Annotated in this window: 18 protein-coding genes; 11 read left to right on the forward strand and 7 right to left on the reverse strand. The window is 58.0% G+C overall.

Annotation, left to right across the window (positions count from 1 at the left end; translation table 11 throughout):
* Nucleotides 1-15 precede the first annotated feature (15 nt).
* From gatA to QE435_RS19810, 3 genes are all read left to right on the forward strand, one after another.
* Nucleotides 16-1,497: an Asp-tRNA(Asn)/Glu-tRNA(Gln) amidotransferase subunit GatA gene (gene gatA, locus QE435_RS19800; protein WP_306932337.1), complete on the forward strand. Its 1,482-nt coding sequence runs from the start codon at nt 16-18 to the stop codon at nt 1,495-1,497.
* Nucleotides 1,488-1,979, forward strand: a complete 492-nt coding sequence (locus QE435_RS19805) for a GNAT family N-acetyltransferase (protein ID WP_349042414.1) — start codon at nt 1,488-1,490, stop codon at nt 1,977-1,979. The genes gatA and QE435_RS19805 overlap by 10 nt, the downstream gene beginning before the upstream one ends.
* A gap of 65 nt (nt 1,980-2,044) precedes the next feature.
* Nucleotides 2,045-2,515, forward strand: a complete 471-nt coding sequence (locus tag QE435_RS19810) for an SRPBCC family protein (RefSeq protein ID WP_349042415.1) — start codon at nt 2,045-2,047, stop codon at nt 2,513-2,515.
* A 97-nt stretch (nt 2,516-2,612) separates the two neighbouring features.
* On the opposite strand, the gene QE435_RS19815 is transcribed toward QE435_RS19810, so the two are convergent.
* The gene (locus tag QE435_RS19815) at nt 2,613-2,873 is read right to left on the reverse strand and encodes a YjhX family toxin (protein WP_349042416.1); all 261 of its coding nucleotides are present in this window, start codon (nt 2,871-2,873) and stop codon (nt 2,613-2,615) included.
* 283 nt (nt 2,874-3,156) lie between these two features.
* Here QE435_RS19815 and QE435_RS19820 point away from each other — a divergent pair, with 283 nt between their 5' ends.
* Nucleotides 3,157-3,666: a GNAT family N-acetyltransferase gene (locus QE435_RS19820; protein ID WP_349042417.1), complete on the forward strand. Its 510-nt coding sequence runs from the start codon at nt 3,157-3,159 to the stop codon at nt 3,664-3,666.
* A 21-nt stretch (nt 3,667-3,687) separates the two neighbouring features.
* Here QE435_RS19820 and QE435_RS19825 read toward each other — a convergent pair whose 3' ends face one another.
* Nucleotides 3,688-3,972 carry a DUF1294 domain-containing protein gene (locus tag QE435_RS19825; protein ID WP_349042418.1) on the reverse strand — a complete coding sequence of 95 codons (285 nt, stop codon included), beginning with the start codon at nt 3,970-3,972 and terminating at the stop codon, nt 3,688-3,690.
* A 152-nt stretch (nt 3,973-4,124) separates the two neighbouring features.
* On the opposite strand from QE435_RS19825, the gene gatB reads away from it, so the two are divergent.
* The 5 genes from gatB to QE435_RS19850 all read left to right on the forward strand — a co-directional run bounded on the left by gatB (nt 4,125) and on the right by QE435_RS19850 (nt 7,811).
* Nucleotides 4,125-5,627, forward strand: coding sequence for an Asp-tRNA(Asn)/Glu-tRNA(Gln) amidotransferase subunit GatB (gene gatB, locus QE435_RS19830; RefSeq protein WP_062426125.1), 1,503 nt, complete (start codon nt 4,125-4,127; stop codon nt 5,625-5,627).
* A 135-nt stretch (nt 5,628-5,762) separates the two neighbouring features.
* A complete protein-coding gene (locus tag QE435_RS19835) occupies nt 5,763-6,260 on the forward strand; it encodes a GNAT family N-acetyltransferase (protein WP_309772989.1) in 498 nt (165 codons plus the stop codon).
* 4 nt (nt 6,261-6,264) lie between these two features.
* Nucleotides 6,265-6,726, forward strand: a complete 462-nt coding sequence (locus tag QE435_RS19840) for a GNAT family N-acetyltransferase (RefSeq protein WP_349042419.1) — start codon at nt 6,265-6,267, stop codon at nt 6,724-6,726.
* Between the two features lie 105 nt (nt 6,727-6,831).
* Nucleotides 6,832-7,230: an NADH:ubiquinone oxidoreductase subunit NDUFA12 gene (locus QE435_RS19845; RefSeq protein ID WP_306932353.1), complete on the forward strand. Its 399-nt coding sequence runs from the start codon at nt 6,832-6,834 to the stop codon at nt 7,228-7,230.
* 143 nt (nt 7,231-7,373) lie between these two features.
* On the forward strand, nt 7,374-7,811 hold the full coding sequence (locus QE435_RS19850) for a DUF2155 domain-containing protein (protein WP_062425495.1): 438 nt from the start codon (nt 7,374-7,376) through the stop codon (nt 7,809-7,811).
* A 36-nt stretch (nt 7,812-7,847) separates the two neighbouring features.
* On the opposite strand, the gene aat is transcribed toward QE435_RS19850, so the two are convergent.
* From aat to QE435_RS19875, 5 genes are all read right to left on the reverse strand, one after another.
* A complete protein-coding gene (aat, locus tag QE435_RS19855; protein WP_349042420.1) occupies nt 7,848-8,459 on the reverse strand; it encodes a leucyl/phenylalanyl-tRNA--protein transferase in 612 nt (203 codons plus the stop codon).
* A 3-nt stretch (nt 8,460-8,462) separates the two neighbouring features.
* A complete protein-coding gene (accC, locus tag QE435_RS19860) occupies nt 8,463-9,806 on the reverse strand; it encodes an acetyl-CoA carboxylase biotin carboxylase subunit (RefSeq protein WP_306932358.1) in 1,344 nt (447 codons plus the stop codon).
* An 11-nt stretch (nt 9,807-9,817) separates the two neighbouring features.
* Entirely contained in the window at nt 9,818-10,297 is a 480-nt protein-coding gene (accB, locus tag QE435_RS19865) for an acetyl-CoA carboxylase biotin carboxyl carrier protein (protein ID WP_349042421.1), read from the reverse strand.
* A 27-nt stretch (nt 10,298-10,324) separates the two neighbouring features.
* Nucleotides 10,325-10,762 carry a type II 3-dehydroquinate dehydratase gene (gene aroQ, locus QE435_RS19870; protein ID WP_349042422.1) on the reverse strand — a complete coding sequence of 146 codons (438 nt, stop codon included), beginning with the start codon at nt 10,760-10,762 and terminating at the stop codon, nt 10,325-10,327.
* A 146-nt stretch (nt 10,763-10,908) separates the two neighbouring features.
* On the reverse strand, nt 10,909-11,676 hold the full coding sequence (locus tag QE435_RS19875) for a DsbA family protein (protein WP_349042423.1): 768 nt from the start codon (nt 11,674-11,676) through the stop codon (nt 10,909-10,911).
* A gap of 269 nt (nt 11,677-11,945) precedes the next feature.
* Between QE435_RS19875 and QE435_RS19880 the strand changes: the two genes are divergently transcribed.
* Entirely contained in the window at nt 11,946-13,109 is a 1,164-nt protein-coding gene (locus QE435_RS19880; protein ID WP_349042917.1) for an aminotransferase class I/II-fold pyridoxal phosphate-dependent enzyme, read from the forward strand.
* A gap of 25 nt (nt 13,110-13,134) precedes the next feature.
* Entirely contained in the window at nt 13,135-13,839 is a 705-nt protein-coding gene (locus tag QE435_RS19885; protein ID WP_349042424.1) for an SDR family oxidoreductase, read from the forward strand.
* The last annotated feature ends 20 nt before the right edge of the window (nt 13,840-13,859 follow it).

Raw genomic sequence — 13,859 nt, forward strand, 5'->3', positions numbered from 1 at the left:
AAAGCTGTTTCCGATATGACCGAACTGACCAGCCTCACCATTGCCGAAGCGCGTGACAGACTGAAGGCCAAGGAATTCTCCGCCGTCGAACTGACGGATGCCTATCTGACCGCCATCGACGCCGCCAACGATAAGCTGAATACCTATGTCGTGACGACGCATGACAAGGCGCGTGATATGGCAAAGGCCTCCGATCAGAAGCTGGCCGCTGGTAATGGCGGTGCGCTCGAAGGTATTCCGCTTGGTGTGAAGGATCTGTTCGCCACCCGCGACATTCACACCCAGGCCTGCTCGCATGTGCTGGACGGCTTCAAGCCGAAATACGAATCCACGGTGACTCAGAACCTGTGGGATGACGGTGCAGTCCTTCTCGGCAAGCTCAACATGGACGAATTCGCCATGGGCTCGTCGAACGAGAGCTCCTATTACGGCCCTGTCGTAAACCCCTGGCGCGCTCAGGGTTCTGACAAGAATCTCGTTCCCGGCGGTTCTTCCGGTGGTTCGGCCGCAGCCGTCGCCGCGCATCTTTGCGCCGGTGCCACCGCAACCGATACCGGCGGCTCCATCCGCCAGCCCGCAGCCTTCACCGGCACCGTCGGCATCAAGCCGACCTATGGCCGCTGCTCGCGCTGGGGCATCGTCGCCTACGCGTCCTCGCTCGATCAAGCTGGCCCGATTGCGCGCGACGTTCGCGATGCGGCAATCCTGCTGAAGTCCATGGCCAGCGTCGATGCCAAGGACACGACCTCCGTTGATCTACCGGTGCCGGATTATGAGAAGGCCATCGGCCAGTCGCTGAAGGGACTCAAGATCGGCATTCCGAAGGAGTATCGCGTCGACGGCATGCCGGAAGAGATCGAAAAGCTCTGGGCTCAGGGCGTTGCCTGGCTAAAGGATGCCGGTGCCGAGGTTGTCGATATCTCTCTGCCGCACACCAAATACGCACTGCCGGCCTATTACATCGTGGCACCCGCCGAAGCATCGTCCAATCTCGCCCGCTATGACGGCGTTCGCTATGGCCTTCGCGTCGATGGCAAGGACATTGCCGACATGTATGAGAAGAGCCGCGCCGCTGGTTTCGGCTCGGAAGTGAAGCGCCGTATCATGGTTGGCACCTATGTGCTGTCTGCCGGCTATTACGATGCCTATTACCTGAAGGCGCAGAAGGTCAGAACGCTGATCAAGCGCGACTTCGAGAACGTCTTCCACGAAGGCGTCGATGCTGTTCTCGCGCCGATCACGCCATCCTCGGCTTTCGAGATCGGCGATAAGGAACTGGCCTCCGATCCGGTCAAGATGTACCTGCAGGACGTCTTCACCATCACCGTCAACATGGCGGGTCTGCCTGGCCTTTCCGTTCCAGCTGGCCTTGATGGTAAGGGCCTTCCACTCGGCCTTCAGCTGATTGGCAAGCCTTTCGAGGAAGAAACGCTGTTCAAGACGGCGCATGCCATCGAGCAAGCCGCGGGCAAGTTCACGCCCGCCAAGTGGTGGTAAGCGGCCTGATCATTCGTGCCATGACCGAGGCCGATCGCGATGCGGTCGGCCTCGTCGGTATTCGCGCCTGGCAATCGAGCAGTGCATTTGAAGATACCTATCTCGATCCCGTTGTAATCGACCGGGTGCGCGGCGAGTTTGAAGTCTTCGCTAGAGAGACCGACTGCGATGTCGTCGTTGCAGAGATTGACGGCATGATTGTCGGCTGGGGTGCGCGTGCTGGAGAGCCGGACTACATTTCCGATATCTGGATCGATCCCGACCACCAGGGCAGAGGCATCGGTCGAGTCTTGGTCGAGCATTTTCTGGATGAGATGCGCAGCGCCCATGTGCAGACAGCCAAGATCGCTACCCATGCCAAGAACATCAACGCCATCCGTGTCTATGAACGTTGCGGCTTTCGCGTGGTGTGGCAGGGCACGCAATGGTCCGAGAGCATGAAGGTGGAACTTCAGAAGGTGCGGCTGGAAAAGCCCCTCTGAAGAACAAGCCTGTTTATCCCGTGATCCTCTGTTATGCTTCAGGCACACAAGCACGGGAGGCCACGATGACATCTGAAACCGCAAGGCATGAACTCATTCTGATGCGCGAGATCGACGCGCCGCCGGAGAAGATTTTTCGCGCTTGGACAGATCCGGAAATGTTGAAGCAATGGTTCTGTCCTAAGCCTTGGGGCGTGTCTCACGCTGAACTTGACGTTCGCGCAGGCGGCTCAAGCTTCATCGTCATGAAGGGACCGAACGGCGAAGAGGTTGAAAACCGCGGCGTTTACCTGGAAGTCGTGCCGAATAAGAAGATCGTCTTTACCGACGCTTTCAAGTCCGCCTGGGTACCATCGGACAAGCCTTTCATGACGGGCATTGTCCTTCTTGAACTGCTGGGCGATGGCCGCACCAAGTACACAGCCATGGCACGCCACTGGACGGAAGAAGACAAACAGACGCATGAGGCCATGGGCTTTCATGAAGGCTGGGGCGCTGCCGCAGATCAACTCGAAGCACTTGTTGCGACCATATAGCGACCACGGTGAGGCACGAAGGCCTACGGTCGGATCGTTCACGGGAATTGCTCGAGAATCGGAGAGAGGCGGCGGCTCTTATAGCCGCCGCGCTCACTTATCGGCGATTGTCGAGTTCGCCTCTCACAAGTTCCAACCCACGCGTGGTAATGTGATAAGGCTGGCTTCTGGAGGACGAGATTGCTCTTTTGCTCTTCAGTTTGCGGAAGGTGATGAGATCGAGCCCGCTGAAAGCCCAGCCTTCGCGCGTGTAAAGTACGGCTTTCTCGATCTTGCGGTTCTCGTCTCGTGTCAGTTCAATTCTGCCGCCCTGCGCGAGCAGGTGGAGGATGCGCTGTTCTGCGCGGGAAATGTCCATGGTTGGAATCCGGCTTGCGTCCATATGGACGCGTGAAAACAAACCCGGGTGCCAATGGCATCCGGCTCGGTTTCAACATGGCCCGGCTCGCAAGTGACTTGCGGGCAGGGCCTTTACCGGGACTCCGATTGAGAGAACATCAAAACTCCAAAGTTGGTCGTTCCTGATTAAGAGCTTGCTGCCTTTCAGTCAAGAATCGGTCGAATCCACGCGGTCATTCCCGATACGACTGGAAGAATCGCGGGGCCGATGCTTTATCTCGTCGGGCCATAGGGACCAGAACGTGATCGTCATTCGCAACGCAAATGAACAGGATGCGCACCATCTTGCGGCCATCGGCCTGCAGGCATGGCGGGTCGCAAGCTCTGCGCTGGGGCTGACGGCTGTCCTGGAAATGAACGCGGCAGAAGCCTTTGCAGGCTTCACGCAATCCTTCTGGCATCGCATCCTCGTTGTCGAAAGACACGGCGCGCCCGCCGGTTGGGCGGCGCGGGAAAATTCCGACGATATGATTTCCGATTTCTGGATCGATCCACGGCTTCAACGGCAAGGCCTTGGCGGCAAGCTCCTCAGTGCGGTGGAAGATCAAGTCCTTGCCGCGGGCTTTTACTCAATCGGGCTTGAGAGCCACGCTGGTAATGAGCGAGCTCTGTCTTTCTTTCGCAAGCATGGATACAACGTCAGTTGGCTGTCGATGAAATATGCGCGAAAGCTTGACCGCGAAGTCCAGACCATCGGACTGCGCAAGGCGTTGAAAGAATTCGACACGACGACCTATGGTCCGTCTTTCTAACCGCAAGACCGCTCGGAGAACTTACGCGGCCCAGACGAAAAACACCCACAGGGCCGCCACAGCGAGGTGAAGAAAAACGATTGCCAAGAGCAGGCCGCGAAACGGCTGCTTGCGTGTCTTGTGACGCAGCATGTGTTGCGCTGTCACCGTGCCGAGACTTCCGCCCGCCAACGCGCAAAGGAGCAGGGTCTTTTCGCGAATCCGTCTATCATCTCGTCTTGCAGCACGCTTGTCCCACCAGAAGAGGGCGAAAGCGATGATGTTGATGAGGGTATAGATGCCGAAAGCCGCTGGGATGAATGTCATGATCGGCTCTATAATCCAAATCACGCTCGGCGGGCATTCCCGATCGGTTAAAAAGACCAGGCTTTAGCCGTAAGCGCCTTACAAGTCTTGCACCTCCCGGCCAATTGCTCTACCTCACCACGGATAGAAATTCCGTATCTTATGAGCTTGATATGACCCTTGTAGACGTTCGCACACCCGACCCGAAGCGTTTTATCCCCGGCGCCACCGGCGACTGGGAAATCGTCATCGGCATGGAGGTCCACGCGCAGGTTCTGTCCAATTCGAAGCTCTTCTCTGGCGCTTCCACCACCTTTGGCAATGCGCCCAATTCCAACGTGTCGTTGGTCGATGCGGCCATGCCTGGCATGCTGCCGGTCATCAACGAAGAATGCGTGGCGCAGGCGGTTCGTACCGGCCTTGGTCTTAAGGCCAAGATCAACAATCGCTCTATCTTCGACCGCAAGAACTACTTTTATCCCGACCTCCCGCAGGGCTATCAGATCTCGCAGTTCAAGGATCCGATCGTCGGCGAGGGCACCATCACGATTTCGCTCGGTCCTGACCGTCAGGGCAATTTTGAGGATATCGAGATCGGCATCGAACGTCTGCATCTCGAGCAGGACGCCGGCAAGTCGATGCACGACCAGCATCCGACCATGTCCTTCGTTGACCTGAACCGTTCTGGTGTTGCGTTGATGGAGATCGTCTCCAAGCCGGATATGCGCTCGTCCGATGAGGCAAAAGCCTATCTGACCAAGCTGCGCTCCATCGTTCGCTATCTCGGTACCTGTGATGGCAATATGGACGAAGGCTCCATGCGCGCCGACGTCAACGTTTCGGTACGTCGCCCGGGCGAAGGTTTTGGCACGCGTTGCGAGATCAAGAACGTCAACTCTATCCGCTTTGTTGGCCAGGCCATCGAATATGAAGCCCGTCGCCAGATCGCCATTCTCGAAGATGGCGGTGTTATCGATCAGGAAACCCGCCTTTTCGATCCGGGCAAGGGCGAGACGCGCTCCATGCGCTCCAAGGAAGATGCGCATGACTATCGCTACTTCCCCGATCCAGATTTGCTGCCGCTGGAATTTGACGATGCCTTCGTAGAAAGCCTGAAGGTTGGTCTGCCGGAACTGCCAGACGACAAGAAGGCGCGTTTCGTGGCCGAACTCGGCCTCTCCGTCTATGATGCCTCGATCCTGGTGTCGGAAAAGGCAATCGCCGATTATTACGAAGCTGTGGCCGCTGGCCGTGATCCGAAGGCGGCTGCCAACTGGGTGATCAACGATCTCCTCGGCGCGCTGAACAAGTCCAGCAAGTCGATTGAGGAAACGCCTGTTTCGCCCGACCAGCTTGGCGGCATCATCGACCTTATCAAGGCTGGCACGATCTCCGGCAAGATTGCCAAGGATCTGTTCGAGATCGTCTGGAACGAGGGTGGTAACCCGGCAGAGATCGTTGAAAGCCGCGGTATGAAGCAGGTGACCGACACCGGCGCCATCGAAAAGGCTGTAGACGAAATCATCGCTGCGAATCCAGATCAGGTGGAAAAGGTCAAGGCAAAGCCTACACTTGCCGGCTGGTTCGTCGGCCAGGTGATGAAAGCAACAGGCGGCAAGGCAAATCCGCAGGCCGTCCAGGAACTGGTGAAAGCCAAGCTCGGTATCGAGGAGTAAGTCGGCGTCCGGCCTCTCGCTGTGGGACGCCGGCGCTTTCCTCCGTCGTCCTCGTGCCAGGCGCTGGGAACGTCGAGACGACATTAGCAATGCCGGGATCGCTCCCGGCTTTTCTATTTTGATGGGAGTAATATGGTGTTCTTCATTCGCACCGCTGGTGAGCGGGATATTGAACCGGTCCGATCTTTGCTGATGAAGACCTGGCACGCCACCTATGATCCGATCTATGGCACGGACAAGGTCGATGACATGATCGCCCTGTGGCACACGCCAGCGGCCTTGAAGGAGCGCGTCGAGAAAAAGGGCGGCGAGTTTCTCGTGGCCGATGATGGCAAGCGCATCGGTGGCATGGCCTATGCCGTCATGTCCACCAGCATGGCGAAAACTGCGTTGCTCTATCAGCTTTATGTCGATCCGCAGTTCCAACGTCAGGGCGTCGGGCGTGATCTGTTCGCCGAGCTGGAAACCTGCTTTCCCGACGCGGAAATCATGCGGCTTGAGGTCGAGCCTAAAAATACTGTCGCAATCGCCTTCTATGAAGGCGTCGGCTTCTCCGAGGTGGACCGAATCGAGCGCATGGCAGGCGTCGAGGGGATGCCGGGAATCGTGATGGAAAAGAGCTTGAGGCGGTAAGAGAATGGATGGTCTGATCATTCGTAAAGCGCGCGAAGAGGATGTTGCAGCAATCGCTGCGATGTTTGCCGCCGATGATGTGGGTGGGCATGGCGACACCACCGATGAAGCAGCGATGCCCGACTATCTCGCGGCCTTCAGGGCGATCGCCATGTCACCCCTCGAAACACTCTACGTCGCTGAGTTCGAAGGCCAGGTGATCGGCACCTTCCAGACGGTGATTCTCACCAAGCTCGCCGGGCGTGGTGCGGTGTGGATGGTGGTGGAAGGGGTGCAGACCAGGGAAGATATGCGCGGTCGCGGCATCGGCGCGACGATGATCCGATACTGTATCGCAGAGGCTGAAAAGCGTGGCCTTGCTGGCGTTCAGCTCACCTCCAAAATGGCGCGCATCGACGCCCACCGCTTCTATGAAAGGCTGGGCTTCGAGAAGCGCCATTTCGGCTTCCGGCTGAAGCTGAAATAATCGTCGTGACGTTGGAAAAGCTGGACAATCGTTGGTGAGAACGTCATAAGCTTGTGGCCGTGCGAGTGCGAAAGCAACGCATGTGAAAAGCCCGAGGAACGGATAATGAAGACTCTTCTGCTGCAAATCTTCACCTGGTGGAACGGCCAGACGATTGGAACGCGCTTCCATACGTGGCGCTTCGGCAAGAAGGTGGGGCAGGATGAGTTTGGCAACACCTATTACGAAGGTGGCACCACCTCCTGGGGCATGCCGCGCCGTTGGGTGATTTACAACGGCTACGCGGAAGCGTCGGCAATCCCGCCCGGCTGGCACGGCTGGATGCATTACCGCACCGATACGCCACCGAGCAAGGAAAGCTATGTCGCACGCGACTGGCAGAAGCAGCACCAGCCAAACCTGACCGGTTCCGCTCAGGCTTACCGTCCTAAGGGATCGATCGCTGTTCCAGGTGAACGCCCGCGCGTCACCGGCGACTACGACGCCTGGACGCCTGGCGGCTGATCAACTTCACCCAAGGCCCCGTGCGCATCGGGGCGAAAAAGGGCGGGCATTTCATCATGGCCGCCACCCGCTTTTGCCACATTCGATCTTTAGGCGTGATGGGCGCTTCGATAAGCGGGGCAGATTTCTGGAGACGGTTTGATATGAGAACATTCACGCGGGATGTATCTTTGCGTGCACTGGCGGTTTCGCTTCTGGCGCTTCTTCCGGCAGTGGGTCTCGTGTCTCCGGCTTCCGCCGCCCGCCTTGAAAACAAGGTCGCCGTCTTCTCCGGTATCGACAAGATCACCGGCCGCATCACCTCATTTGACGTCTATATCAACGAGACGGTCCAGTTCGGTGCGCTGCAGGTCACTCCCAAAGTCTGCTATTCGCGCGACGACACCGAGGCGCAGAAGATCGATTCCTTCGTCGAAGTGGATGAAATCACTCTCGACCGCAAGATCCGCCGCATCTTCACCGGCTGGATGTTCGCCGATAGCCCCGGTCTCAACGCTGTCGAGCATCCGATCTATGATGTCTGGCTCACGGGCTGCAAGCAGGACTCAGACGTCCCGCCGCCATCGACGGCGAGCAAGTGAGCGTGAGGCTTCTCAGAAGTCGGCGTTCCGCAAAATCTAAAATTTGAGATCCGGCTGGTTCACTGCGCGGTCCAGCATTTTCGCATACTCGTCCTTCGGCACGTCAATCGCGCCAAAGGTTTTGAGATGATCGGTGGTGAACTGGGTATCGAGAAGCATGAAGCCTTGTGCGCGCAGTCTCTCCACTAGATGAACGAGGCAGATTTTCGAGGCGTTGGTGCGGCGAGAGAACATGCTCTCGCCGAAGAATGCGGCCCCCAGCGATACGCCGTAAAGACCGCCGACCAGTTCATCACCCTCCCAGGCCTCCACACTGTGCGCGTGGCCGATCTCATGCAGTTCGGTATAGAGCTTCCGAATCGTCTCGTTGATCCAGGTATTCGGGCGGTCCGGCGCTTGCGCCGCGCAACCCGCCATGACGGCACTGAAGGCCGTATCGAAGCGGATGTCGAAAGGCTTCTTTCGAATCGCTTTGGCGAGACTTTTCGAAACGTGAAAATCATCGAGGGGGATGATGCCCCTCAGTTCCGGCTCGACCCAGAATAACTCCGGGTCGTCAGCCGCTTCGGCCATGGGGAAGAGGCCGATGGAATAGGCGCGCAGCAGCATGTCGACAGTGATATCGCTATCTCTGCTGCGCCGCCCCATTCCTTAGTGCGCGTCGCCGGCCAGATATTTTTCCAGCCAGTGAATGTCGTATTCGCCCTTCAGGATGTCTTCGTTCTGAAGCAGATCCTGGAACAGCGGAAGCGTCGTCTTGATGCCGTCGACGACGAACTCGTCGAGTGCACGGCGCAGGCGGCGAATGCACTCGTCACGGTCGCGACCGTGGACGATGAGCTTACCGATCATGCTGTCGTAGTATGGCGGGATCTTGTAGCCCTGATAGGCACCCGAATCCACGCGCACACCAAGACCGCCGGGCGTATGGAAATAGGTCAGTGTGCCGGGAGATGGTACGAAGGTCCGCGGGTCTTCGGCATTGATACGGCATTCGATGGCGTGGCCATGGAATTCGATATCGGCCTGCGTAACGGAAAGGCCCTGGCCGGAGGCAACGCGAATCTGCTCCTGCACGAGGTCCATGCCGGTGATCGCTTCCGTAACCGGATGCTCCACCTGGAGACGGGTGTTCATTTCGATGAAATAGAACTCGCCGTTTTCATACAGAAACTCGATGGTGCCAGCACCGCGATACTTGAGCTTGCGCATCGCGCTTGCACAAATCTCGCCGATCTCCATGCGCTGCTCGACGGTGAGGGCAGGGGAATTGGCCTCTTCCAGCACCTTCTGGTGACGCCGCTGCAGCGAGCAATCGCGCTCACCGAGGTGGACGGCATTGCCTTCGCCATCGCCAAAGACCTGCACCTCGATATGGCGCGGCTTGCCGAGATACTTCTCCATGTAAACAGCGTCGTTGCCGAAAGCGGCAAGCGCTTCGGAACGCGCGGTCGAAACCGCCTCGTCAAGGTCGGCTTCGGTCTTGGCAACCTTCATGCCGCGACCACCGCCACCTGCCGTCGCCTTGATCAGAACCGGGAAACCGATCGAACGGGCGATTTCCATCGCGTTTTCAGGCTTTACCTCGCCATCGGAGCCGGGAACGACCGGGATGCCGAGTTCCTGGGCTGTCTGCTTGGCGGTGATCTTGTCACCCATGATGCGGATATGCTCGGCGGTCGGCCCGATGAAGGTGATGCCGTGTGCGTCGAGAATATCGGCAAACTTGGCGTTTTCCGAAAGGAAGCCGTAGCCAGGGTGAACCGCGTCCGCGCCGGTGATTTCGCAAGCCGCAACGATCTGATGGATGTTGAGGTAGCTGTCGCGCGATGGGGGCGGGCCGATGCACACGCTCTCGTCAGCGAGGCGCACATGCATGGCGTCCGCGTCAGCCGTGGAGTGAACGGCAACCGTCGGGATACCGAGTTCCTTGGCGGCGCGAAGCACGCGAAGGGCGATTTCGCCGCGGTTGGCAATGAGGATTTTGGAAACCATGTAAGCAGCCCTTATTCGATGACCACGAGGGCTTCACCATACTCCACGGGCTGTGCGTCATTGACGATGATTTCCGTCACCTTGCCGGACTTCGGAGCCGGGATCTGGTTCATGGTCTTCATGGCTTCGACGATGAGAATGGTCTGGCCTTCCTTGACGGTCGCGCCGACTTCGACGAAGGGGCGGGCGCCGGGTGCTGGCGACAGATAAACCGTGCCGACCATCGGGGAGGTGACGGTGTTTGCCGGGTTGCGCGTAGGTGCAGCAGGGGCGGCGGCAGCAGGTGCTGCTGCGGGGGCCGCAGGTGCTGCAGCAGGTGCCGGTGCATACTGGGGAGCTGCGGCATAGACGGTTGCAGGCGGCGCGGAGCGGGAAACGCGGATGCGCAGATCGTCCTGCTCGACTTCGATCTCGGAAAGATCGGTGTCGTTGAGGATGTTCGCGAGGTCGCGGATCAGTTCCTTGTCGATACCGTTTTTCTTTTCAGACATGACAAACCCTATTCTGATTGTTTCTTTTTATGCCGTGATGTTCTTCAAGGCGTTGAGCGCCATGATGTAGCCGTAAGGCCCGAAGCCGCAGACCATGCCTTTTGCAGCGGGCGCTATCATCGATTTGTGGCGGAATTCTTCGCGGGCGTGGATGTTGGAAATGTGAACTTCCACGACGGGAACGGAAATGGCGCGAATGGCATCATGCAGAGCAATCGATGTATGGCCATAGGCACCGGGATTGATGACGACACCGGCGGCGCGTTCGCCCGCCTCATGCAACAGATCCACAAGAACGCCTTCATGATTGGACTGATGGCACTCGACCGAAAAGCCAAGCCCTTCACCAGCCACCACGCAGTCGTTTTCGATATCCTTCAGCGTCTTGCCGCCGTAAATGCCCGGCTCCCGCTTTCCCAGCATATTGAGATTGGGGCCGTTCAGGACGAAGATCGTGTTGCTCATTCGCGGTTCCGTCAAAAATCAGCGCCACCTATAGACTGCGCGACCGTTAAGGAAAAGCCCCCGGAGCCTGGAAAGAGGGCCGGGGGCAGCGTAAGTCGAAGTTATTCAGTGGCTTTTGGGCTTTCAGACAGGCCGGAGCGTGTCTCTTAGGAGCAGCTTGCCTTGCCGCAACTACGCATATTGGCGATCTTTTCCTTCAATGGCTCGGCACCGACAGCACCGAAGACCGCTTCGTTGCCGATCACGTAGGAAGGCGTACCGGAAATGCCGAGATTGCTGGCAAGGGTGTAGGCTTCCTGAACCTGCGCATCATTCGGGTTCTCTGCCATTGATTTGCGGATGTCGGCTTCCTTCAGCCCGAGCGATGTTGCAACATCCATCGCCTTGGCCTCATTGGCGCGTCCGCGGCTACCGAGCAGCGTACGCTGGAATTCCGCATACTTCTTTGGCGCAAGCAGCTTTACTGCATTGGAAACCTTGTGCGCCTCGACCGATTCCGGTCCGAGGATCGGGAACTCCTTCAGCACGACACGGACATTCTTGTCCTCTTTGAGGATATTGTCCATGTCGGCCATGGCGCGCTTGCAGTACCCGCAATTGTAATCGAAAAACTCGACCAGCGTCACATCGCCGTCAGGATTGCCGATCGCGAGATCGTATTTGGAATCGAAAATGGCCTTGGTATTGTCGGCGACAGCTTCCGCCGCTTTGGTATTGCGGGCTGCATATTGCTTCTTCTCCAGGGCATCCTGGACCTCAAGCATGATTTCAGGATTTTCGACCAGATATTCCTTGATGAAGGCGCCGATCTCCTTCTTCTGGTCGGCATCCAGCGCATGAGCGGGGAGACTCGCGCCAAGGGTGGAAAGGGCCGTGACACAGGCAAGTGTTGCTGATCGGATGGAAAGTGCCATGTCGGTCCTCACTGGGTTGGTCGTGGTTTCATCTCGCAGGCAATTACCTTAATTTAAAGGAATTGCCATATCGCAAATAAATCGCGTTCGTTGCTCTCTCGTCATTGTGAAGAGCGCAACAATGCGGCAAATCTCCGTCATAGAGCGCCGGGGCGTCATTTTGGACGCGAAACAGGCGCTCTATCTACTTTTAAGTCTACGCATCATACTTTCCGAAAATCGATTCCGATTTTCGGGCCAAGGCAGTAGCATACAGAAAGACCATGCCCTTGATAACACTGTCCAAGCGAAGCGCCGTTGAGCCTTTTCATGCCATGGATATCTTGGCGGAGGCCAACCGGCGAAGACAGGCGGGGCGTCCCGTCATTTCCATGGCCGTGGGGCAGCCTTCCCATCCAGCGCCGAAGGCGTCGCTGGAGGCGGCCGAAGCCGCGTTGAAGCATGGCCGTATCGGCTATACGGATGCGCTCGGTCTTCGCGAGTTGCGAGAGGCAATTTCCGCCCATTACCGGCTGCGCCACCAGGCAATCATCGATCCCGCCCGTATCGCTGTGACGACCGGCTCTTCAGCAGCCTTCAATCTTGCCTTCCTGGCCTTGTTCGATGCCGGTGATGCGGTTGCAATCGCGAGACCCGGCTATCCCGCCTACCGCAACATCTTGAAGGCGCTTGGGCTGAATGTGGTGGAAGTGCCGGTCACGGCAGAAACGGGATACACGCTGACGCCGGCCAGTCTGGAGCGGGCAGAGACTAAGGCGGGCTGTAAGCTCAAGGGCGTGCTGCTTGCAAGCCCCGCCAACCCGACCGGTACAGTCACCGGCAGAGACGCGCTAAAGCGGCTAGCGACCTATTGCGACAGCCGCGATATCGCGTTCATTTCAGATGAGATCTATCACGGCCTGACCTTCGTCGGCGATGAAACCAGTGCGGTTGAAGTCACCGACAAGGCCATCGTCATCAACTCGTTCTCCAAATACTATTGCATGACGGGCTGGCGGGTCGGCTGGATGGTCCTGCCGGAAGAGCTCATTCGGCCTGTCGAGTGTCTGGCGCAAAGCATGTATATCTCGGCGCCCGAACTATCCCAACTTGCGGCAGCGGCTGCATTTTCCGCGCCCGAAGAGCTGGACATCTACAAGGAAAGCTATCGCACCAACCGCGATTTTCTGATGAGCCGTCTGCCGGAACTCGGCCTGCCGCTGGCCTCGCCCATGGATGGCGCCTTTTACGCCTATGTCGATACCAGCCGTTATTCCAACGACAGTATGGAATTCGCCAAGCGTATGCTCGCAGAAATCGATGTGGCCGCCACACCGGGGCTGGATTTCGATCCTCTGGAAGGGCATCGTGCCATGCGGTTTTCCTATGCGGGTTCGGTTTCGGATATTGCCGAGGCGGTCGGACGCATAGCCGGATGGCTGAAACAGGATTGACGGATAAGCGGAGCGAAATGAGGCGATGACGATGGATAAAGTGGCAGTCGTGACGGCAGGTGGAAGCGGCATGGGTGCGGCGGTTGCAAGGCGCTTTGCGCAAGACGGCTACAAGGTGGCGATCCTATCGTCCTCCGGCAAGGGCGAGGCACTGGCTGCTGAACTCGGCGGCGTGGGGGTAACGGGCTCCAACCAGTCCAACGACGATATCCAGAAGCTAGCCGACCTTACGCTGGAAAAGTTCGGTCGCATCGACGTGCTGGTCAACAGCGCCGGACACGGTCCCCGTGCGCCCATCCTCGAAATCACCGACGAACAGTGGCACACGGGGCTCGACGTCTATCTGATGAACGTCATCCGACCGACCCGCATCATCGCGCCTCTCATGGTCGCCCAGAAGAGTGGTGCGATCGTCAATATCTCAACGGCATGGGCTTTCGAGCCGAGTGACATGTTTCCGACATCCGCAGTGTTTCGAGCCGGGCTGGCGGCCTATACCAAGATCTTTGCCGACACATACGCCGCGGACAATGTGCGCATGAACAATGTTTTGCCCGGCTGGATCGACAGCCTCCCGGCAACCGAACAGCGCCGTGACATGGTACCGATGCAGCGCTACGGGAGAAGTGAAGAAATCGCCGCCACCGTTGCCTTTTTGGCTTCCGAGGGTGCAGGCTACATTACGGGGCAAAACCTCAAGGTTGACGGTGGGCTGACTCGCTCCGTCTAACTTTTTTTCGGGCTCGGGAA

Source organism: Agrobacterium sp. SORGH_AS 787 (genome assembly GCF_030819035.1).
In the GTDB taxonomy this organism is placed as follows: Bacteria; Pseudomonadota; Alphaproteobacteria; order Rhizobiales; family Rhizobiaceae; genus Agrobacterium; species Agrobacterium larrymoorei_B.

Excerpts from the sequence above, each read along its gene's own strand:
- gatB (WP_062426125.1), top strand. The coding sequence starts at position 4,125 with ATGACCCTTGTAGACGTTCGCACACCCGACCCGAAGCGTTTTATCCCC.
- QE435_RS19875 (WP_349042423.1), bottom strand. The coding sequence starts at position 11,676 with ATGGCACTTTCCATCCGATCAGCAACACTTGCCTGTGTCACGGCCCTT.
- aat (WP_349042420.1), bottom strand. The coding sequence starts at position 8,459 with ATGGGGCGGCGCAGCAGAGATAGCGATATCACTGTCGACATGCTGCTG.
- QE435_RS19810 (WP_349042415.1), top strand. The coding sequence starts at position 2,045 with ATGACATCTGAAACCGCAAGGCATGAACTCATTCTGATGCGCGAGATC.
- QE435_RS19850 (WP_062425495.1), top strand. The coding sequence starts at position 7,374 with ATGAGAACATTCACGCGGGATGTATCTTTGCGTGCACTGGCGGTTTCG.
- accB (WP_349042421.1), bottom strand. The coding sequence starts at position 10,297 with ATGTCTGAAAAGAAAAACGGTATCGACAAGGAACTGATCCGCGACCTC.
- accC (WP_306932358.1), bottom strand. The coding sequence starts at position 9,806 with ATGGTTTCCAAAATCCTCATTGCCAACCGCGGCGAAATCGCCCTTCGC.
- QE435_RS19840 (WP_349042419.1), top strand. The coding sequence starts at position 6,265 with ATGGATGGTCTGATCATTCGTAAAGCGCGCGAAGAGGATGTTGCAGCA.
- aroQ (WP_349042422.1), bottom strand. The coding sequence starts at position 10,762 with ATGAGCAACACGATCTTCGTCCTGAACGGCCCCAATCTCAATATGCTG.
- QE435_RS19815 (WP_349042416.1), bottom strand. The coding sequence starts at position 2,873 with ATGGACATTTCCCGCGCAGAACAGCGCATCCTCCACCTGCTCGCGCAG.
- QE435_RS19845 (WP_306932353.1), top strand. The coding sequence starts at position 6,832 with ATGAAGACTCTTCTGCTGCAAATCTTCACCTGGTGGAACGGCCAGACG.
- gatA (WP_306932337.1), top strand. The coding sequence starts at position 16 with ATGACCGAACTGACCAGCCTCACCATTGCCGAAGCGCGTGACAGACTG.
- QE435_RS19885 (WP_349042424.1), top strand. The coding sequence starts at position 13,135 with ATGACGATGGATAAAGTGGCAGTCGTGACGGCAGGTGGAAGCGGCATG.
- QE435_RS19825 (WP_349042418.1), bottom strand. The coding sequence starts at position 3,972 with ATGACATTCATCCCAGCGGCTTTCGGCATCTATACCCTCATCAACATC.